The following is a 20,448-nucleotide window of genomic DNA, read 5'->3' on the forward strand; positions in this document are numbered from 1 at the left end:
CCCAAGACCAGAGGAAGGTCGATGAAACTGTCCATGACATCGCTGCCGGCGGCATTCCTGACACTCGGCGTTGCCTTCCACTCCGTTCCGTCACTGGCCGAGTGCGAGCCGAACGAAGCGCAGCGGGAAATGCTCGAACGCGTCAACCAGGCGCGCAGCGAGGCACGCCAGTGCGGCGACGAGGAACATGAAGCGGCCGAGCCGCTGGAGTGGAACTGTCGCCTGGCCGAGGCGGCCCAGGCCCATTCACGAGCCATGGCCGAAGAGGAGTTCTTCGGCCATACCGGTGAGGACGACGAAGGGGTTGCCGCGCGGGTGAGCGAAGCGGGCTACGAATGGATGGCCGTGGGCGAGAACATCGCCGCCGGTCAAGCCGATGTCGAGGCCGTCATGGCCGGATGGCTGGATAGCCCGGGGCACTGCGCCAACATCATGAGCGACGAATTCACCGAAATGGGCGCCGCCTCCGTCGAGGCCGAAGAGTCGCGCTATTCACCCTTCTGGACGCAGGTGTTCGCGCGCCCGAGGTGAGGTCGGCTCTTGCTGAAACACGAGTGGGGGTTAGGACAGCGAGGAGCAGAAACCGGACCCTCCCTGGTCCCTGGCGGCGCGTGCCGTCTCAGCGGATATAGGCAGCGATGGCGTCGCAAGCCGCCAATTGAGCCTGGGCTTGAGAGACCCAGTGTTCCAGCACTTCGCGCAGCACAGCAGTCGATTGTGTAGGCATGAGGTTTCTCCTTTGTGACATCCAGAAACATCATGCCCCAGCTTTATCGACATTTCATTAGGGTGACGAAACTTTGCTCTTGAAGCCTAAAGATACGCCGTCGTATGTCATGGATTGCTCGCCTGCACCGTTCAGGCGCATGGAAAATGCTTCCACAACCGTTTTGGTGCGCGTATGTCCCAATTCGGTGCGAGAGGACCTGGATGCTGGTTTGGCTGGAGATTTCCCCAATGGAACGAGCGGCGGGCGTGACGGCAAGGGAAGCGCACTGGACTTTAACTAATTTCCATCCATAATCTATCTAATGTTAGTTAAAACCATCCAGAGCCTACCTCGATGTCCTATCAGCGCCTTCAAGCGGAACAGACCCGGGTTGCCGTCAACGCGACGCAACTCTTCGAAGCGCTCGAGCAGCATCGCGCCCAGGCGCGCCAGGTCAAGGGCTCGATGCACTGGAAGCGAATCCATGGACGCGAGTACCTGTATCGTGCCTACACGGGCGGCAAGAACCATTCGCTAGGCCCCCGCTCCGCCGAGACAGAAGCCATTATAAAAGCCTTTGACGCTCGCAAGGCGGAGTACCAGGCGCGAGAGCAGTCGCTGAAGGAGCAGCTCCAGGTGCACTCCGCCTACATCCGAGCCAACCGGCTAAACCGGTTCCCCATCGACGGCGCCAGGGCGATACGGGCACTGCAACGCAAGCAGATCCCTTTCCGGGTCATCGGTACCAATGCCCTGTACGCCTATGAAGCTCGTGCCGGCGTGCTGATCGAGCCCGAACATCTGGCGACCGCCGATATCGATGTGCTCATGGATGCCCGGCAGGGCTTGAGAATCGTCACGGCCCTCGAGGGGGAAACACTCCTCTCTGTCCTGCAATCCAGCGATCGTACCTTCGAGCCGCTCACCGAGTCTCCTTTCGAGTTTCGGGCCGCGAACGCCAAGGGTTACATGATCGACCTGATCACGCAGGCCGCTGATCCCATGGCAATGAGCGATTTCGAGCACCATCTGGAGGTGGGCGACTTGAAGCCGGTAGGCATCGACTCCCTGAAATGGGCCATCGCATCGCCACGCTTCGAAGCCGTCGTCTTTGATGAGCGAGGCATGCCGCTGCGCTTGTCTACCGTCGACCCCCGCGCCTTCGTGCTACACAAGTGGCACGTCAGCCAACTGCCCGACCGGGAACCGATGAAACGCCACCGTGACGAGGCCCAGGCTCGCCTGGTCGCCACCCTGCTACGCGACGAGCTGCGTGAGCTGTCGACGACGCAGGCTGTCGAGCGTGCCTTTCCCCACCTCGTCAGACAACGTGCCAGCCACCAGATCGACGAGTTCGACGTGTAGCAAAGTTGGCAGATCATCACGATCTGAACGATTTGTACAAATAGGCACTATCATGCTCACTTTTACCCGCATTTCGTGGTGTGGGGGCACCAGCCCTGACGCAGCGGCACATGGCAGCGACGGCTACCGGCCAGGCAGTGGATTGGCCAGGAGCGCCGCATGACTGCTACACCTACCAGTACAGGACAGATGCAAAGGCAAAGCGAATGTCACGAGGCCTCAGGCCAGGGAGGACACGATGCAGCGCCTGTACTTTCTGATTCCCGACAGGGAGACCACCACCGACATCGTCAATGAACTGAACGCGATGGGGCTGACCAAGGACCACCTGCACGTCTTGGGCAAGGATTGGCAGCCTTTGGAGAAGGAGGGGGTTCCGGTCGCCACGCTGATACAGACTTCCGATGTCGTCAACGCTGCGAAGCGCGGCGCCATCGTCGGGGCACTGATCGGCCTGGTGCTAGGTTTTATCGCGCACTATGTGTTGATCGATACGAACATCGTCTGGATGGCCCTCGGCATGACGCTCTTCGGGGCACTGTTCGGGGTATGGGCGAGCACGATGGTTGGCGTCTCGGTGAAGGACATCAAGGTCGGCAAGTACGACAAGGCGATCAAGCGCGGCGCCATGCTGCTGATCATCGACGTACCGGACGAACAAGAAGACGCCTACCGGAAGGCGATCAAGCGCCACCACCCGGAAGTGGTGATCGAAAAAGTGAGCGCGCAGGAGCGGAAACAGCATGTGGGTGAAGGCCACTGACTCAACCGGCCTGGCCACGCCTGCACTGGCGAACCTTTCAATCGGTGCCTTCCCCTACGCATCGATTCGCGCTAGGGCCATCAACGGGAAAATGCCGACCGGACCCGCCACCGACTGAACATGAAGAGCGCCATGCTGACGCTGATGGACGCCAGCAGCGCCAAGACGAAAGTGGCCATGGGGGGCGCCGAACCGACCAGAAGCGCCGTGACGACAGCGAAGGCAACCAGGCTCAACATGCCATGCTGGGCCAAGGATATCGTGCAGCGGGCGACCTCGGCCCCGTAGCGCTGATGCAGCGTCCAGCCGATAGTGAACAACCCCACGGGAAAGCCCACCAGCACACCGGACAGCACTGGCCCCGAACGTGCAGCAAGCGTGGTCGCCACGCCCACCACGAGCCCCGCCAGCAGGCCGCGCAACAGCAGATCGAACCAACCTGAACGGGCCACCACGACAGGCTGCTTCAGGTCGAGCGCGCGCCGAATTCCCTCGGCCATTGCCAATACGATGATGTACAGCAGCACCGCGGCCCAGATATCTCCCGGCAGCAGCGAGAACAGGAAGGCCGCCGGAATCCAGCAGAGCGTCGCCAAGCCAAGGCTGCCTAGCGGACCCAACCTGGCGGCGGCAATGACGTAGCAGCTACTGAACAGCAGGGTCGCCACCAGCGCATGCAGGGTCGAGAGCACCGCCGAGCGGACGAACTCCGCACTCTGCTCCTGCAGCATGAAGAAATAGCCAGGCCCCAGGACGATGGGCGTCCCGGCAAGAATTCCACCCAGGCGGGGGCCAAGTCTGGCCACCGTCACGGAAACGCCTATCACAACCAGGGCGGTGGCAACCAGCTTGGTCAGCAGCATGCTCAGCATGGGTGGCGCAGTGCGTCCTCCATGGCCTGCGCCTGGCGCAGCAGCGTATCGTCCAGGCCGTTGCGGCCCACCAGCATGATGCCGCTGGGCAGCTCGCCCTCGGCATGGCTGGGCAGGGTGATGGCACAAAGATCCAGCAGGTTGGCGACCGTCGGGTTGCGCAGCACACGCAAGTTGAGCCGCGTGTAGCCCTCGTCGCTCTCCAGCTCCTGCATGCGAGGCGGCACGATCGGCACCGTGGGCGCAAGCAGGCCATCGTAGCCTTGCAGCCACGCATCCATCTCGCACATCCGTGCCTGCCTGCGCCTGCAAAGCTCGAGGTAGTCGGCGGCCGAGATATTGGCCCCCTTCTCGATCCGCGTGCGTACCCGAGGGTCGTAGCTTCCCGCATGCTCTGCCAACCACTCACGATGCAGGAAATAGCTCTCGGCCGCCGTGAACCCGCCGCCCTCCATCAGCTCCGGCAGTGCGCCAAGCACCGGCACGGGCGCTTCGACGATCACCGCCCCGGCCGCACGCAGCTGGCGCAGGTTGCGGTCGAAGGCCTGCGCCACCGTGTCATCCAAGTCCTCGAGCATGTAGGTGTCGGGCACCACGAAGCGGCGCCCGCGCAGATCGTAGGCCGCCAGGGAGCGATAGGTACGCCCCGACAGCACGGCGTCCAGGCGGGCACAGCAGGCCACGCTGCGGGCGATGGGGCCGATCGAGTCCAGGCTGTCCGAGAGTGCAAAGGTGCCGTCGCGGGTAATGCGCCGCTGCGAAGGCTTGAACCCCACCAGGCCGCAGAAGGCCGCGGGAATGCGCACCGAGCCGCCGGTATCGGTGCCGATGGCCGCCGCCGCCATCCCCTGGGCCACGGCCACCGCGGAACCCGACGAGGAGCCGCCGGGGATACGCCCCGGCGCCAGCGGGTTGTCCGGCGTACCGAAGTGCGGGTTCAGCCCCAGGCCGGAATAGGCGAACTCGGTCATGTTGGTATGCCCCGTGATCACCGCCCCGGCCCGACGCAGCCGTGTGACGATGCAGGCATCCCCAACGGCCGGCTCGCGCCACCATCGCGAGCCGGCATGGGACACTTCGCCGGCCACATCGAACAGCGCCTTGAGCGCTATCGGCAGGCCGGCGAGTTCGCCCACCGGCACGCCGGCCCGACGCAAGGTATCCGCCGCTTCGGCCTCGGCGCTCGCGGCCTGTTCGAAGCGTGCCGTATACACCTGGGCCTGGGGATCGTCCTTCTCGTCGCTGTTCGCCCAGCACGCCTCGAGCAGCGTTCTGGCTCGAAGGTTGCCCTGGTCCAGGTCGTCGAGAAGCTGACGAAGGGTGAGCCCGCTGGAGAGATCTGCAGCAAGTGTCAAGGTATCCTGCGTCTTCATGCGACCACCGGTAGCGTCTTGATACGGTACTGGTGCTCGAGCTCCCGCCCGCTGACCGGATCCGTCAGCACCACGCGAAACGCCTCGGCGGCGCGTACCTCGCCCTTGACCGGCAGGGTACCGCAGAGCATCGCCTGCCCCGGCGCCAGCCGCACCTCGTCGAGCCCAAAGCGGCGCAGCAGCTCCGCAGGATGGAGCAAGCCCGTTACCCCACCCTGCTGATAGACCACCTCCTGCCCTTCGATCGTAGCGTAAGACACCATCTGCAAATCGTCCCAATGGTCGAGCACGCTCTCCAGGCGCCATACGCAGCGGCTGACCGGCTTGGCACAGACCTGCTTGGAATGCGCCACCGACCAGGCTTCCGCCTCGCGGTCGGTATGATCGGAGCCGATACCGACAAGCGTGCCCTGTTGCGTGCCGATCAGCACGACCTCCACCTCGCCGCTCGAGGCCTCGCCGAGCACCTGGATCGTCGGCTCGGTGGTCAACTGATTGGCAGCGACGCGATAGAACAGCGGCGTTGCCGAAGGCGGCTTTACGCCGATCGCCTCGAGCTCTTCGATATGCTCATCGATGGCGGACTGCTCGCGCCCGGCCCACCCGGCGATGATCAGCTCCTGAATATCGACCTTCAGGGCCTTGTCGGTCTCCGATACATGGAAAATCAACATTCGCTGGCTCCATTGAACTTGTTGCTGGGGCGCTCAATTCAGCACGCCGGGAAGATAGAGGGCGACGGCCGGGAACAGCACGAGCACCACGGCCATCAACAGCATGATGCCGACATAGGGAATGGCACCGACCATCACGTCGTTGAACGATCCCCCCTGTCGCACACCCTGCACCACGTAGAGGTTGAGGCCGACGGGCGGGGTGATCAGCGCCATCTCGATCAGCAGAATCAGCAGGATGCCGAACCACACCGGGTCGAACCCCAGCCCGATCATGATCGGCGCCACGATGGGAATCGTGATCACCATCAGCGAGAGCGTCTCGATGAAAAAGCCGAGCACGATGTACAGGGCGATCACCATCAGCAGCGTGGCATAGGGCCCCAGACCAGCGGTCTCGAGGAAGGTCCTCAACTCCCGTGTGATGCCGGCCGACGCCAGCACGAAGTTGAGGAAGTACGACGCGATGATGATCAGCATGATCATGCCCGTGGTCCGCATCGTGCCATCCAGGGCTTCGACGATGATCGCCAGCGACAGCTTGCGCATGGCCACGGCGATCAGCAGCGCCCCGATGACCCCGAGCGAAGCGGCCTCGGTGGGTGTCGCCCAGCCGGCATAGATCGACCCCACCACGACGCCGAACAACAGCAGCACGGGCACCAGATGGCGCAAGCCCGAGAAACGCTCCCGCCAGCTGTGGCGGCGGCTGGGCCCGCCCAGGCTGGGCCGCCACAGGCAGATCAGCGCCGTGCCCAGGATGAACAGCAGGGCCAGCAGCAAGCCCGGCAGCAACCCCGCGGCAAACAGCCGGGGTATGGAGGTTTCCGTCAGGAACCCATAGACGATCAGGTTGATCGAAGGCGGGATCATGATGCCCAGGGTGCCACCGGCAGCGATCGAACCGGTGAACAGGCGCTGGTCGTATTTCATCTCCTTGCCCTGGGGAATCGCCACGGTACCGATGGTCGCCGCGGTGGCCACGCTGGAACCGGAAGTCGCCGAAAACAGCGTGGCAGTACCGATATTGGCATGCAGCAGGCCGCCCGGCAGCCACGACAGCCAGCTCTCCAGCGCCCGGTAGGTCCCCTTGGCGATACCGGTACGCACCAGGATCTCCCCCAGCAGGATGAAGAGCGGAATCGCGATCAGCAGGAAGCTGTCCGACGCCGACCACAGGACATCGCCCAGGGCCCTGACCAGAGGGAATGGAGAAAAGAATTCGTCGAGAAACAGGCCAAGCGCAATGAGCGTGGCAGCCACCGGCACGCTCAGCACCAATAGCAGCAGCAGAACCAGCAAAGCCATCAGAATCATGAGGCGTATTCCTTGTTCTCTTCCAGCTGCTCATCCAGCGTGGGACTCCCGGCCAGTTGTTGAACGCGCCCGGTGTCGCCATTCAGCAGCGCGAAAAGCACACGCAGCAACACCAAGCCGACCGCCAGGGCGAACCAGGCCAGCCCAAGCAACCACAGCGCCTGCGGTATCCAGACCGGCGTTCCCAGGGGAGTATTGGCGCGCGCCCCGCCAGCGTAAGAGCTTGCGGCGATGTCGAATGCCGCTCCGACCACCAGGATGCAGAAGAGCGCCATCGCCAGCAGCGCCACCAGGTCCAGCACGCCGCGAAGGCGAATCGGCAGGTTCACGTAGAGGGCATCGATACGAATGTGCGCCTTTTGCATCAGGGTGTAGGCGAACGCCCAACTGGAGCTGATCGCCATGATGTATCCGGTGAGTTCCGTGGCATGCACCGCCGACCGCCCCGTCAGGCGGCGAGACAGCACCTCCACCGTTACCATGGCCACCGTCAGAAGAATCAGTACGCCGCCGGCACGCGCCAGCCATAGCGACCCCACCCGCACGACACCCAGCGCCCGGTCGAGCCCATCATTTACCCGCTGAAACATAACGTTCTCCGAGGCGGGCCGGGTCATGCCCAGCCCGCCGGTAACGGTCAAGTCCAGTTAGTTAGCGAGACGCGCTCAAGCCAGTGACTTCACCCACGGTCTCGTTCCAGCGGTCCACCCATTCCTGGTCGACACGGTTGGCCCAGTTGGGCAGCAGGGTTTCTTCGAGGTGACGCGAGACCTCCTGGAAGTCCTCATCGGTCGCTTCCACCAGCATCATGTCGCCCGGCTCCCCACGCGAGCAGTCGCCATCGCCGGTCAGGCAGGCGATGCCTTCGCGGGTCTCTTCCACGGCCGACTCCCATACGGGCGCCTCGTAGTTCTCGCGAATCTCCTCCAGCAGCCACTCCTGGGTATCGCTGGAGAGCGACTCCCACTTGTTGCCGTTCATGGCCGTGACCACGTGGTCCCAGCCGCCGACGGGTAGCGGATAGAGGTGCGTCGACACCTCATGCCAGCCAGAGCTGTAGCCGGAAAGCGAACCGGTTACGGCACAGTCGATCACGCCCCGCTGCAGGGCGCCGGGCACCTCACTGAAGCTGAGGGTGATACCCTCGGCACCGAGGGCCTCGAGAAACTCGGCCGTGGTGCGTCCACTGGCGCGAACCTTCTTGCCGGCAAGATCGCCCAACCCGTCGATTTCGGCGTTACAGAACACCATCTGGGACGGATAGGGCACCACCGCGAGGAGTTGCGCCCCAGAAAAGCGCTTGGCAAAGGCGTCCGCCAATACCGGACGGTAGGCCTCGGCCACTTCGCGCGCCGTTTCCACATCCGGCGCAATCATCGGCATGTCGAGCCCTTCGAGCTCCGGGGCGTCCTGAACGGCATAATCGGCCACGGTGGAACCCACCTCCACCACGTCGCGGGCCATCAGGCGGTAGACCTCGCCCCCGTCGAGCCCCATCTGGTCGAAGGTCGTCACCTCCGTGCTGATCCGCCCTTCGGAGGCTTCCGGCAGGTGTTCCTCCCAGAAGGGGCGCTCGAAGTTCTGGAACAGCGAAAGGCTGCTCCAGCTGCCCACGTAGGAGAGGCTGGTCTGATCCAGCTCCTGGGCAGCCGCCTGCCCTGCCGAAACGCATAGACCAGTCGCAATGGCTGAGACGAGACTTGTTCTTGTAGTCAGCATGGTTTCCTCACTTATCTGCGTCGTGATGGTTGGTCGTGATGGTTATAGTAGGGCCAGCTCGCTGTCGGGAATGTCGGTCACCAGCATGTGGCCCGGGCTGTGGGTAATGGCGAATTCGACACCGGCATCCATCAGCACCTGCTGAGGCGTTACCCCACAGGCCCAGAAAACCGGCAACTCGCCCTCGCCCACCGATACCGCGTCCCCGTAGTCCGGGGAGCGCATGTCCGCAATGCCAATCCGAGAAGGGTCGCCCAGGTGCACCGGGGCACCATGAGCCTGGGGAAAGCGTGTCGTGACCTGGATGGCACGAATGGCGTCGGCCGCCTTCATCGGGCGCATCGATACCACCAGGTGGCCTGCGAAGCCCCCCGCCGGCACCAGGGGAATCGAGGTCCGATACATCGGCACGTTGCGCCCCTCCTCGATGTGCCGAACCGGCAACCCGGCCTGCTGCAGGGCATGCTCGAAGGTAAACGAACACCCCAGCGCGAAGGTCACGAGATCGTCGCGCCACTCGGCCTCGACATCGCTGACGGTCGCCTGCAGCCGGCCTTCACGGAAGACTCGATAAGCGGGAACGTCGCGGGCGAGATCGAGATCGCTACCGAGCGTGGCGCAGCTGCGGGCACCCGGCTCGCTGACGGCAAGCAAGGGGCAAGGTTTCGGATTCGCCTGGCAGAATCGCAAGAAGCCATTGGCCTGCGGCTCGGGAAGGATGACGAGATTGGCTTGTACAAAGCCATAGGCCAGCCCAGCAGTGGGCGCCTGCAAGCGGCCCTCACGCGCCGCCCTGCGAACCTCGGCAGGAGAGGAGTGGGCGGTAGGAAGAATGGAGTCGTCCGGGCGGGGAGTCGTCATCGATCGTCCTCACTGACGTTTCCCTTCAGTTAAGGCAGAAGCGATGATTAATACAAATCGAAATTAAGTATCACAATTGATCAGCTTTTTGGATCAATCGTCGGCTTCGGTCTCAACGAGAGGATCGAAACCCTCGAGGCGGGCGGTATGCAGCGAAAGCTCGGCCACCGCCCTCACCACGTTGGCGCCGGGAGCCGTGCTGTAGGCCGCACTGAAAGCCAGGTCGGGCAGTGCCGCCTCGACATTGAACTGGCGGAGCGTGCCGCTCTCTAGCTCCCGAGAGACGATCTCACGCGGCAGCGCACTCACCCCGATCCCATCCAACGCCATGCGGATGATGGTCGAGAGCGACGAGCTGGAATGAATTCGCGTGGAGTGGTTCATCGGATCGACGAGCGAGCGAATCACGGCATACGGTTCGCTGCGGCGCGGGTAGGTGATGATCGGCCACTGGGCCAGTTCGGAGAGCGTGACCGGCCCGGCGGGTAACGCCAGCCTCGGGCTTGCCACCCAGACCAACGAATAGCGGCACAGGTCATCGCTGGTGAAGCCGGGCTGGTTCACCTTCCCCATCAGAAAGGCAATGTCGATATCATGGCTGGTCAGTTTGTCGGCCAGGTTGACCGAAATATCGATGTCCAGCTCCAGGTTGATCGCCGGATAAGCCTCGCTGACACGCTCGATCAAGCGTGGCAGCCAGGTATAGGCGATGGTTTCCGCCACGCCGAGGCGAATGCTGCCCTGCAGGCACTCCGACTTGGCGACGACCTGCAGCATCTCTCCGTGCAGGTGCAGCAGCTTCTCAGCGTAGGCGAGCAGCTCACGCCCCTTCGCCGTCAGCACCACCCGGCGGCCGGTACGCTCGAACAGCTCGACCCCCAGCTCATCCTCCAGCCCCGATATGCGGGCAGAAACGGAGGGCTGCGAGGTATAGAGACGCTGCGCCGCGGCCCGAAAGCTGCCCAGGCGCGCAATCCAGATGAACGTCTCCAGGCTGCGAAAATTCATGTCCTACCCCGATTCAGGCCGCTTTGTTGGAGTGTGCCTTGGCAAACCGGCCTTCGCCCTATCGCCCTATCGCCCTACCGCATAACCTTGCATGTGCCTTGCCGAGGCGCCAGCGTGAAGCATACCGTCTCTCTGAGCCACGGCACACACCCGCCCCAGCGCCCAGTCGTCCTGCACTGCCAGCTCGTGGCCACGCTCGCGCAGTTCTGCCAGCACCCCGGCGTCGAAGCGTCCTTCTATCAGTAGCCGCCCCAGCACGCAGTCCCGGGGATGAAAGGAGGTCGGGAAGTGGCGAATCTGGAAGAGCGGCGCATCGATCGCCCGCTGCAGGTCGTAGCCATAATGCACGATACGCAGGAACGTCGTGAGGCTCCACTGGTCCTGCTGGTCACCGCCCGGGGAGCCTAACGCCAGGTACGGCTTGCCTTCTCGGGTCACCAGTGTCGGGGTCAACGTCGTGCGTGGCCGCGTGCCGGGGCGCAACGAACTGGCCAACCCCGGGGTTAACCAGGTCATCTGCGCACGTGTCGAAATCGAGAAGCCCAGACCTGGCACACTGGGTGAGCTCTGCAGCCAGCCACCGCTCGGCGTGGCAGATACCATGTTGCCGAACCGATCCACGATGTCCAGGTGCACGGTATCGCCTTCCACGCTGGGCAACGGGGCAAAGGTTGGCTCGCCACCCCCGGGGCCAATGGTCGGCTCGCTGCCGGCCAGGGCCATGATCGCAGCGATATTCGCCTCGCCCCCCACCAGGCCCGGACGCATGACCTGGGAAGCCCGATCCCCCAACAGCACGCGCCGCTCGTCGTTGTACTCGACGCTCAACAGTCTTGCCAGCGGCACATCTGCCGCCGCCGGATCGCCATACCACGCTTCACGATCGGCGAAGGCCAGTTTCGCCGCTTCGGCGACATGATGGACGAACGCGGCACTCTCGGCGCCGAAGGCCGAAAAGTCGACCTTCTCCAGCAACGCCAGTTGCTGCAGGAAAACCGGCCCCTGGCTCCAAGGGCCAGCCTTGTGCACCCGGTGGCCCGCATAGTCGTAGCTCACGGTCGGCTCTACGGTGGCCGACCAGTTCGTCAGGTCGTCTCCGGTCAGGACCCCGGCATGGCGCTTGCCACTGCTATCCATCAGCGGATGGCGGTAGAACTCATCAATGGCTTCCGCCACGAAGCCCTCATAAAAGGTGCGTCGGGCTCGCTCGATCTGCGCCTCGCGATCCGGCCCGGCGATCTTGGCCTCCGCCAGGATCCGGCGATAGGTTGCCGCAATGGCGGGCGAACGAAACAGCGCACCCGCCGAGGGCGCACGGCCATCGACGAGCCATTGCTCCGCGGAGCTGGGCCACTCCTGCTTGAAGAAATCCACAACCGGCACGATCGAGGAAACCGCCCGGGCAAGCAGCGGGTAGCCACGCTCGGCATAGTCGATGGCCGGCGCCAGCACGGTCTCCAGGGGCAAACTGCCGTAATCGCGCAGAAGTCGCATCCACGCCCCGAAAGCGCCCGGCACCACCGCCGGCAACAACCCGGTACCCGGCACCGTCTTCAACCCCAGGCCGGCGAAATGCGCCTGCGTGGCTCCAGCCGGGGTCACCCCCTGGCCACAGATCACCCGCGGGGCCTCATCGTCATGGCGCATGGCGATGATAGGCACCTCGCCCCCCGGCCCGTTGAGATGCGGCTCCACGATCTGTAGCACGAAGCCCGCCGCCACCGCGGCATCGAAGGCGTTTCCCCCTTTCTCCAGCATCGCCATGCCAACGCTCGAGGCCAACCAGTGGGTCGTGGAGACGGCCCCGAAGGTTCCCTTGATCTCGGGGCGTGTCGTAAAAGGCGGCAAGCTCGGCATGGGGGCAAATCCTCTTGTAGATGGGAAGCGTCAGACTGCGCTTGAAACTACCATGTTTTACAGGCAGGATCACTAGAGCTATATAGCTTTATGAAAACGGCACACCACAGGATGCCCGCATGACGATGGAAAAGATCGTAGACGCCTGCCTACCGCACTTCGAGAACGCGCATATCGGCGTGCCCAAGTACGCGCGCTTCTACAACGCCATCAAGGAAGCGGTACAGACCGGCAAGCTCGTGGCGGGCGACAAACTGCCCTCGGAGCAGGAACTCTCCGCGCGCCTTCCGGCCAGTCTGGGCACCCTGCAAAAGGCGCTCAAGGCGCTCTCGGACGACGGTATCGTGGTACGCGAGCATGGCCGCGGCACTTTCATCCGCGATCAGGAAATCAAGTTCGAAGACATTCGCGTTTTCCGCTTCCTCGACAACGGGCAACCGCTGCCGCTCTCCTTGCAGGGGCTGAACATTCGTGCGGTGGAACTCGACACCGAGCTGGCGACATTCTTCGGCCGGCCCCGGGCCGCCGTGGTGCAGCGGCTGGTGCAGGTCAAGGGCGAACCCTGGACGTTCAATGAGTTCTTCCTGCCACTGGAGTGGGCCGGCGATCTCATGGACAAGCCGGCGAGTGAGTTCGACGGCCTCTCGCTGCATGAGCACCTGTTCCAGACCCAGCGCATCCTCACCAGCCACTTCGTGCACCGCCTAGGGGTTGGCCCCTTTTCGGAGGACGCCAGGCGCTGTCTCGGGCTGGCCGAGGAGATCCGCCACGGCCTGCAGTGGCAGGTACGCGGCTACTCCCGCGACGGCAGCCCCACCACCTTCCAGCGCTTCGAAGTGCAGCCGGGGCACCGGGACATCGAGCTTAGCACCCAAGCAGGTCAGGCACGCGGCAACTGACCAGGCTCCTCAATGCCGCCAACGTCACCACTCACCCAATCAACAAAAAGGTAGCGACATGACTCAGGACACCAGCCACAAGAACCTTTCCACTCTCGGCGCCCGGCGTCGGTTCCTGCTCAAAGCCGGCGTGGCCGGTGTCGGCATCGCCATGTTCCCAGGGATCCTGCATGCCTCTACCGGTCACAACCGTGAGCTGCGCTGGGGCTCAGCCAGTCTGGGCTCGACCGGTTACATCATCATCGAAGCCTTGGCCCAGGCCGTGCAGCGCAACAGCGATATGCGCAGCACCACGCTGGCCACGTCAGGCGGCGCCGAGAACATGGTGATGGCCAGCCGCGGCGAGATCGAATTCGGCCAGACCACCTCGACCGACTGGCCGCCGGCCACCCAGGGCGAACGCCCCTTCCCTGCGCCCATCGATGCCCGCCAGATGTTCGCTTACACGGTATGGAACATTCCGCTGATCGTGCGTGCCGACTCCGACATCCACAGCCTCGCCGACCTGGCGGGCAAGCGCGTCATGCCCTCCACCGCCGGCGGCGCTACGGCGATCATGCACCAGACGATCCTCGAAGCCGCCGGCGTAGCCGATCAGGTCAACTGGACCTACGGCTCCTGGAATGACACCTTCAGTGCCTTCCAATCCGGCTCCGTAGATGCCATTCCCTCTACGCTCACCAACGGCCGTGCCTCGCCCGCCCTGGCCGAGATCGACAGTACGGTAGAGTTCCGCGTGCTACCCATCGAGCCCGAGGTACTCCAGCGCGCCCAGCAGATCAACTCCGGCCTGCTCGCCAGCACCGTCAGCCAGGCACAGTGGGACAAGGCCGAAGGCGAAATGCTGATGCCGGCGATCTCCGGGGTCTTGGCGGCGCGTCCCGGCGTCACCGACGAAGAAGCCTATGCCGTGTGCCAGGCGATCTTCGACAACCCCGAGGACGTGCGCCGGGTCGGCTCGCAGCTGCAGGACATCGACGTGGAATTCGCCGTGCAGTACCTGCTCGAGGGTTACCCCGTCAACGCCGGCGCCGCGCGCTATTTCCAGGAACGGGGCGTATGGCGAGACGAGCTGATCATCGCCGATCCCGTGACTGCCTAAACCAGGCCTCCACGATGCCATGCACGGCGTGCATGGCATTTTCATCCCCCGTTGGCGACGCTCCCGATCATGACTCCCAAGCTCCTTGACGGCAGGCGCGGCTATCTCAATGCCGCCAACCTCGTACTGCTCCTCACCCTGGTGATGGTGGCCACTCATCTGCTCCAGGTATTCCAGTACTTCCTGCCTTCCGGTCAGTTCAAGACCTTGCACCTCGGCCTTGCTCTGCTCGTCATCTTCGCCAGCGCCGCCGGGCATGCCGGCCACCTGGCGAGCAGACTCGCCTATGTCGCCTGTTTCGCTCTCTCGGCCTACGCGGCCGGCTACATCCTGATGGAGTATCAGGGCCTGATCTCCGACCGGGTCTTCGGACCGGAGCCCAAGGACGTGGTGGTCGGCTCACTGCTCGTCGGCATCTGTCTGATCGCCGCCTGGCAGCAATGGGGGCTGACCATCCCGTTGATCGGCGTGCTCGGGCTACTGTACGGCTACTACGGCAACTCCCTGCCTACCGGCCTGCTCCACCACTCGGGCATGGGGCTGGAGCGACTGGTCTCCTACGCCTCGATTCCCAACTTTCAAGGTGTCCTGGGATCCCTCACGGAGCTATCCGCCGGCACCATCTTCATCTTCATGGTCTTCGCCGGCCTACTCAAATCGACCGGCGGCATCGACTTCATCATGGGCTTTGCCACCAAGCTGGCCGGCAACTCGCGTGGCGGGCAAGCCAAGATCGCGGTCCTGGCCAGCGCCTTCATGGGCATGATCTCCGGCAGCACCGTGGCCAACATCGCCAGCACCGGCACCATGACCATCCCCACCATGAAGCGTACCGGCTTCAAGGCGCCATTCGCAGGCGCCGTCGAGGCGGTTTCGTCAACCGGCGGCCAAATGACGCCTCCGGTGATGGGGCTTACCGCATTCCTCATGGTTGGCGTCACGGGGCTCGGCTACGATCAGGTCATCCTGGCCGCAGCCATTCCCGCGGGCCTTTACTACTTCTACCTGATTCTTGCCGTCCATCTGCAAGCCGTTCGCGATGGCGTCGGACTCCAGGCCGGCAATACCGCCACTCAGGCCCAGCCGCTCCCGGCCAAGGTGCTGATGGCCCGCTACGGCCATCTTCTGATCGCCATCGGCGTCCTGGTCTTCCTGCTAATCAGTCGCATGCCGCCCTCCTACGCCGCCGCCTACGGCTGCCTGGCGATCATCGTGCTGGAACTTTTCAGCAGTGCCGCCCGCCAGTATCGCCAGCCCCTGCAAGGCCTTGTCGCCGCGGGCAAGCGCCTGATCGACGGCCTGAGGGAAGGCGGGTTCAGCGGAGCCACCATTGCCGTGATCGTCGCCGTGATCGGCATCTTCGTGGAAGTGCTCACCGCGACCGGCTTCGCCCAGAAGCTCTCCTACCTGATGCTCGGCATAGCAGACGGAAGCCTCGGCGTGTTATTGCTCATTGCCGCCCTTGCCTGCCTGATCTTCGGCCTGGGTCTACCCACCTCGGCCGCCTACATCCTGGTCGCGCTGCTTACCGCCCCGGCGCTGATCGACATGGGGCTGAGCATGATGGCCGCGCACATGTTCGTGCTCTATTTCGCCATCTTCTCGGCGCTCACCCCGCCGGTGGCCGTGGCTTCGCTGATCGCCGCCCGCATTGCCGAGGCGCCGTATTTCGCCACCGCCATGCAGGCCGTGAAGATCGGCCTGCCGGGCTTCTTCCTGCCCTTCCTGTTCGTGGCGAGGCCCGAGCTCCTGCTGCTGGAGGGCACCCTGCTCGACCAGATCAGCGTAGTCGCCATCAGCCTGCTGGCACTCGCCGCACTCAACGTCGCCATGGTTGGACAAGGCTTCGTACGCACCACCTGGCCCGTTCGCCTGATCCTGCTGTTTGCCGCCACGCTCACGCTGATGCCTGGAGTATTGGGCACCCTGGTCGGCTGCAGCGCCATCGTAGTGATCTTCGCCATGCAGCGCGGCCTGAAAAACCGGCACGTGCTAGCCAGTTGAGGCCAGCCAATTCGACGATTACGGCAAGCCGGCTTGAGGCCAGAAGCAACTTAACTGGCGGGTCCACCTTTCTCGGCCCCGCACACTAATTTTCCATCGTCGTTCGTTCAATGTGAATTAAGCCCTCACGGGAGATTCATCACGCAATATTTATCGATATGCGATATAAAATAACTCTTGCCGATAACTTTAACTTCGCCTAGGCTCGGGGAGGTGTAGTCGTAGAGCTACCTGACCATAACAACCTCAATAGCCATGCAAGGTGCTTTCATGACCCTTACTCCCCTCGAGCCCAAACGCTCCGCTAGCACAACAAAAGCCTCCAGCCTGCGCCGCTACCTGCTGCCCGGCTTGTTCGGAACGGCACTGCTGCTGACCGGCGCCACCCTTCAGGCGCAGGAGACACTGCGCGCAGGCGGCACCCCCAGCGGCATTCCCTTCACCTTCCTCGACGTACAGACCAACGAGATCACCGGCGCCATGGTGGACCTCGTGCAAGCGTTGGGCGAAGACATGGGCTATGACGTCACCGTGCAGGAGTCCCAGTTCAACGCACTGATTCCCTCGCTCACCTCCGGCAAGATCGACATCATCTCCGCCGCCATGCTCAAGACACCGGAGCGGGCGCAAGTGGTCGCCTTCAGCGACGATGTCTATCCCTATGGCGAGGGGGTGGTCATCAAGACCGACTACGAAGGCGAGATCCACTCGCTGGACGACCTGGCGGGAGAGACGATCGGCGCCCAGGTGGGAACCACCTACGTCGAACAGCTCAACGCCATGGGCATCTTCCCCGAGATACGCAACTACGACACCCTGGCGGACATGATGCGTGACGTCTCCCTCGGCAGGATCGTGGCCGGCGTGGGCGATGCGCCCATCATGGGCTACCAACTGAGCCAAGGGCGCTTTCCCGATCTACAGCTGGCCGAAGGCTATGAGCAGCAGATGGTCGGCCACATTGGCCTGGCCGTGGCGCAGGAAAACACGGAACTGCTCGAGCAGCTCAATGCCTCGCTGGCGAAGCTGAAAGAGGATGGAACCGTGGAAGCCATCTTTGAGGAGTGGGGACTCTGAGCTTCGCCTGAAGCACCTTCTCCACGTCCGCGCGCCGGCGGCAACTCCCGGCCGGCGCCTTCGACGATTCCATGAACAGCGCAACGCAGGCAGTGCCTTTCGGCATCGCCGGCATGCGCCTGGAAAAAAGGTTCTCCCATGGAGTTCTCCGACGTAGCAGCCTTCCTGCCCATCTTGCTGAAAGGTGCGGTGGTCACCGTGCAAATCACCATCGGCGCCCTGCTGCTGAGCTCGTTTCTTGGCTTGATCCTGGCACTGATGAAGCTCTCGCCCTTCCGGGCCCTATCGCTGACTGCGAGCACCATCGTGAACGTGATTCGCGGCCTGCCCATCATCGTGCAGCTGTTTTACATCTACTTCGTCATACCCGAACTCGGCATTCAGCTCAGCGCGTTCCAGGCCAGCATCATCGGCCTGGGCATCGCCTACAGCGCCTACCAGGCCGAGAACTTCCGTGCCGGTATCGAGGCCATCGACAGCGGACAGATCGAAGCAGCCAAATCGATCGGCATGAAGAGTCGCCTGATCATGCGGCGCGTGGTGCTGCCCCAGGCCATTCGCATCGCCCTGCCGCCCTACGGCAACACGGCGGTCATGATCCTCAAGGACTCCTCGCTGGCATCCACCATCACGGTGGCGGAAATGACGCGGGCCGGCCAACTGATTGCCGCCTCCACCTTCCAGAACACCACCGTGTACACCATGGTCGCGCTTCTCTACCTCGCGCTGAGCCTGCCGCTGATCTTCGGCGTCAACCGGCTGGAGCGTTACTTCGGCAAATCCGCGAAGGGGGCAGGCAAATGATCACGATCGACAGCATCCACAAATCCTTCGGCGCCACCGAAGTGCTGAAGGGCGTCAGCCTCGAAGTGAACGCAGGCGAAGTCGTTTGCCTGATCGGCCCGTCCGGCTCCGGCAAGTCCACGGTCCTGCGCTGCATCAATGGCCTGGAGCGATACGACGGCGGCGCAATCACCATCAACGGCCGGCAGGTCAATGCCGACAGCCGGGACATCCACGACCTGCGCACCCGCGTCGGTATGGTCTTCCAGCGCTTCAACCTGTTTCCGCATCGCTCGGTGGTGGAAAACGTGATGGAGGGCCCGGTTTACGTCAAGCACGAACCGCGCAGCGAAGCGCGCAAGCAAGCCATCGAACTGCTCGAAAAAGTCGGGCTGGGCGACAAGGTCGACGCTTACCCACAGCAGCTCTCGGGGGGGCAACAGCAAAGGGTCGCCATTGCGCGAGCCCTGGCCATGCGCCCCGATGCCATTCTCTTCGACGAACCCACCTCGGCCCTCGACCCGGAACTGGTCGGCGACGTGCTCACCGTAATGCGCGACCTGGCAAGAGAAGGCATGACCATGGTGGTGGTGACGCACGAAATGAGCTTCGCCAAGGAAGTCGCCGACCGCGTCTGCTTTCTCTACGGCGGCCAGATCGTGGAAGAAGGCAACGCCCAGGCCCTGCTCACCGAACCACGGCATGAGCGAACCCAGGACTTCCTTCGCCGAGTCCTCAATCACTGAACCGCCCACAGGGAACCGAGCCAATGGAAGAACTGCAACATATGCCCCCTTCGCTGTGGGCGGATACGGCGCCAGCGGCACCCGCCAGGCCCGCCCTGACGGAAAGCCGTCGCGCCGATGTTTTGGTGATAGGAGGCGGCTTTACCGGGCTCAGCGCGGCACTGGCGCTGGCCGAGCGCGGTATCGATACCGTACTGCTCGAGGCCAACGCCATTGGCTGGGGCGCCTCGGGCCGTAATGGCGGCCAGGTCATACCGGGGCTGAAGTACGATCCCGAGACCTTGCGCCAGCGCTATGGCCAGGAGCGCGGGCAGAAGATGGTCGAACTCACCGGACGCAATGCCGATGTGGTGTTCGAGCTGATTCAGCGCCACGGCATCAACTGCGAGGCCAGCCGTAACGGCTGGATCCAGCCGGCCGCCACGCATGCCAGTTTGAAGGTGATCGAGACACGCGCCCGCCAGTGGGCCGACCACGGCGTCGACGTGAGTTGGCTCGACAAGGCGGCCTGCGCCGAGCGCCTGGGCAGCGAGGCCTATCTCGGCGCCTGGCTGGACCCGCGTGCCGGCGGCCTCAACCCACTGGCCTACGCACGCGGCCTGGCAACGGCCGCCGAGTCAGCCGGCGCACGGCTCTTCGAACGCTCTCCGGTACAGGGACTGAACGCCCAGTCAGGCCGCTGGGTGGCCGAGGTGCAGGGCGGCGCCACAATCGACGCCGGCCAGGTGCTGTTATGCACCAATGGCTATTCGGGAGGATTGCAGCCCGGACTGGCAAGAAGCGTGATAGCCGCCAACAGCTACCAGATCGCCACGCGACCGCTCACCGACGCGGAAGCGCAAGGCATACTGCCGGGGGGCGAAGTCGTCTCGGATGCCCGCAAGCTTCTGCTCTACTTTCGGCGGGACGCCAGCGGCCGGTTCCTGATGGGAGGGCGCGGCCCGTTCCACGAGCCCCAGGGCGAGCCCGACTTCCGCCACCTGCAGCGAGCCATCGGTAAACTCTACCCAGCTCTGAAGAATGTGGAGATCGGCTACCGCTGGGCGGGCCGGGTCGCCCTGACACGCGACGCCCTGCCTCACGTGCATCAGCCCGCAGCGGGGCTGACCGTAGCGCTCGGCTACAACGGACGGGGCGTGGCCATGGGCACGCACCTGGGCAAGCTGATCGGTGAACACCTGGGCAACGCCTCGCTCCACGAAGCCTTGCCCTTCCCGATCACGCCCATACAACCCATTCCCCTGCATGGGTTGCAGCGGCTCTATGTGGGTGCCGTGGTCAATTACTATAGAGCCCGGGATTGGCTGGAACGCTAGGCC

General features: G+C 63.7%; 19 protein-coding genes. 10 read left to right on the forward strand and 9 right to left on the reverse strand.

Going from position 1 to position 20,448, the window contains the following annotated elements; all coding sequences use genetic code 11:
- Positions 1–21: 21 nt before the first annotated feature.
- The 3 genes from I4484_RS11600 to I4484_RS11610 all read left to right on the forward strand — a co-directional run bounded on the left by I4484_RS11600 (position 22) and on the right by I4484_RS11610 (position 2,837).
- Positions 22–531 carry a CAP domain-containing protein gene (locus I4484_RS11600; RefSeq protein ID WP_234283482.1) on the forward strand — a complete coding sequence of 170 codons (510 nt, stop codon included), beginning with the start codon at positions 22–24 and terminating at the stop codon, positions 529–531.
- A 532-nt stretch (positions 532–1,063) separates the two neighbouring features.
- Complete coding sequence (locus I4484_RS11605; RefSeq protein WP_197447458.1) at positions 1,064–2,074, forward strand: GSU2403 family nucleotidyltransferase fold protein; 1,011 nt, start codon at positions 1,064–1,066, stop codon at positions 2,072–2,074.
- A gap of 238 nt (positions 2,075–2,312) precedes the next feature.
- The gene (locus I4484_RS11610; protein WP_197447459.1) at positions 2,313–2,837 is read left to right on the forward strand and encodes a DUF1269 domain-containing protein; all 525 of its coding nucleotides are present in this window, start codon (positions 2,313–2,315) and stop codon (positions 2,835–2,837) included.
- Positions 2,838–2,917: 80 nt separating this feature from the next.
- On the opposite strand, the gene I4484_RS11615 is transcribed toward I4484_RS11610, so the two are convergent.
- The 9 genes from I4484_RS11615 to I4484_RS11655 all read right to left on the reverse strand — a co-directional run bounded on the left by I4484_RS11615 (position 2,918) and on the right by I4484_RS11655 (position 12,518).
- Positions 2,918–3,709: a hypothetical protein gene (locus I4484_RS11615; protein ID WP_197447460.1), complete on the reverse strand. Its 792-nt coding sequence runs from the start codon at positions 3,707–3,709 to the stop codon at positions 2,918–2,920.
- Complete coding sequence (locus tag I4484_RS11620; protein ID WP_197447461.1) at positions 3,703–5,082, reverse strand: amidase; 1,380 nt, start codon at positions 5,080–5,082, stop codon at positions 3,703–3,705. The genes I4484_RS11615 and I4484_RS11620 overlap by 7 nt, the downstream gene beginning before the upstream one ends.
- Positions 5,079–5,756, reverse strand: a complete 678-nt coding sequence (locus tag I4484_RS11625) for a DUF2848 domain-containing protein (protein WP_197447462.1) — start codon at positions 5,754–5,756, stop codon at positions 5,079–5,081. The genes I4484_RS11620 and I4484_RS11625 overlap by 4 nt, the downstream gene beginning before the upstream one ends.
- A gap of 33 nt (positions 5,757–5,789) precedes the next feature.
- Complete coding sequence (locus I4484_RS11630) at positions 5,790–7,073, reverse strand: TRAP transporter large permease (RefSeq protein ID WP_197447463.1); 1,284 nt, start codon at positions 7,071–7,073, stop codon at positions 5,790–5,792.
- Positions 7,070–7,663, reverse strand: a complete 594-nt coding sequence (locus I4484_RS11635; RefSeq protein ID WP_197447464.1) for a TRAP transporter small permease subunit — start codon at positions 7,661–7,663, stop codon at positions 7,070–7,072. Before I4484_RS11635 ends, I4484_RS11630 begins: the two co-directional genes overlap by 4 nt.
- A 61-nt stretch (positions 7,664–7,724) precedes the next feature.
- A complete protein-coding gene (locus tag I4484_RS11640) occupies positions 7,725–8,792 on the reverse strand; it encodes a TRAP transporter substrate-binding protein (RefSeq protein WP_197447465.1) in 1,068 nt (355 codons plus the stop codon).
- Positions 8,793–8,834: 42 nt separating this feature from the next.
- On the reverse strand, positions 8,835–9,653 hold the full coding sequence (locus I4484_RS11645; protein ID WP_197447466.1) for a putative hydro-lyase: 819 nt from the start codon (positions 9,651–9,653) through the stop codon (positions 8,835–8,837).
- Positions 9,654–9,746: 93 nt separating this feature from the next.
- Complete coding sequence (locus I4484_RS11650) at positions 9,747–10,661, reverse strand: LysR family transcriptional regulator (protein WP_197447467.1); 915 nt, start codon at positions 10,659–10,661, stop codon at positions 9,747–9,749.
- A 66-nt stretch (positions 10,662–10,727) separates the two neighbouring features.
- The gene (locus tag I4484_RS11655) at positions 10,728–12,518 is read right to left on the reverse strand and encodes a gamma-glutamyltransferase family protein (protein ID WP_197447468.1); all 1,791 of its coding nucleotides are present in this window, start codon (positions 12,516–12,518) and stop codon (positions 10,728–10,730) included.
- 119 nt (positions 12,519–12,637) lie between these two features.
- Here I4484_RS11655 and I4484_RS11660 point away from each other — a divergent pair, with 119 nt between their 5' ends.
- The 7 genes from I4484_RS11660 (at position 12,638) to I4484_RS11690 (ending at position 20,445) form a co-directional block, all read left to right on the forward strand.
- Entirely contained in the window at positions 12,638–13,417 is a 780-nt protein-coding gene (locus tag I4484_RS11660) for a GntR family transcriptional regulator (protein ID WP_197447469.1), read from the forward strand.
- A 58-nt stretch (positions 13,418–13,475) separates the two neighbouring features.
- Positions 13,476–14,519 carry a TAXI family TRAP transporter solute-binding subunit gene (locus tag I4484_RS11665; protein WP_197447470.1) on the forward strand — a complete coding sequence of 348 codons (1,044 nt, stop codon included), beginning with the start codon at positions 13,476–13,478 and terminating at the stop codon, positions 14,517–14,519.
- 69 nt (positions 14,520–14,588) lie between these two features.
- Positions 14,589–16,523 carry a TRAP transporter fused permease subunit gene (locus I4484_RS11670; protein ID WP_197447471.1) on the forward strand — a complete coding sequence of 645 codons (1,935 nt, stop codon included), beginning with the start codon at positions 14,589–14,591 and terminating at the stop codon, positions 16,521–16,523.
- A 270-nt stretch (positions 16,524–16,793) separates the two neighbouring features.
- Positions 16,794–17,600 carry an ABC transporter substrate-binding protein gene (locus tag I4484_RS11675; protein ID WP_197447472.1) on the forward strand — a complete coding sequence of 269 codons (807 nt, stop codon included), beginning with the start codon at positions 16,794–16,796 and terminating at the stop codon, positions 17,598–17,600.
- A gap of 138 nt (positions 17,601–17,738) precedes the next feature.
- Positions 17,739–18,404, forward strand: coding sequence for an amino acid ABC transporter permease (locus tag I4484_RS11680; protein ID WP_197447473.1), 666 nt, complete (start codon positions 17,739–17,741; stop codon positions 18,402–18,404).
- Complete coding sequence (locus I4484_RS11685; protein WP_197447474.1) at positions 18,401–19,129, forward strand: amino acid ABC transporter ATP-binding protein; 729 nt, start codon at positions 18,401–18,403, stop codon at positions 19,127–19,129. The genes I4484_RS11680 and I4484_RS11685 overlap by 4 nt, the downstream gene beginning before the upstream one ends.
- Before the next feature lie 23 nt (positions 19,130–19,152).
- Positions 19,153–20,445 (forward strand): FAD-binding oxidoreductase, encoded by a 1,293-nt coding sequence (locus I4484_RS11690; RefSeq protein WP_197447475.1) that lies wholly within the window; start codon positions 19,153–19,155, stop codon positions 20,443–20,445.
- The last annotated feature ends 3 nt before the right edge of the window (positions 20,446–20,448 follow it).

It is taken from the genome of Halomonas sp. SS10-MC5, from assembly GCF_015992245.1.
Classification (GTDB): domain Bacteria; phylum Pseudomonadota; class Gammaproteobacteria; order Pseudomonadales; family Halomonadaceae; genus Halomonas; species Halomonas sulfidoxydans.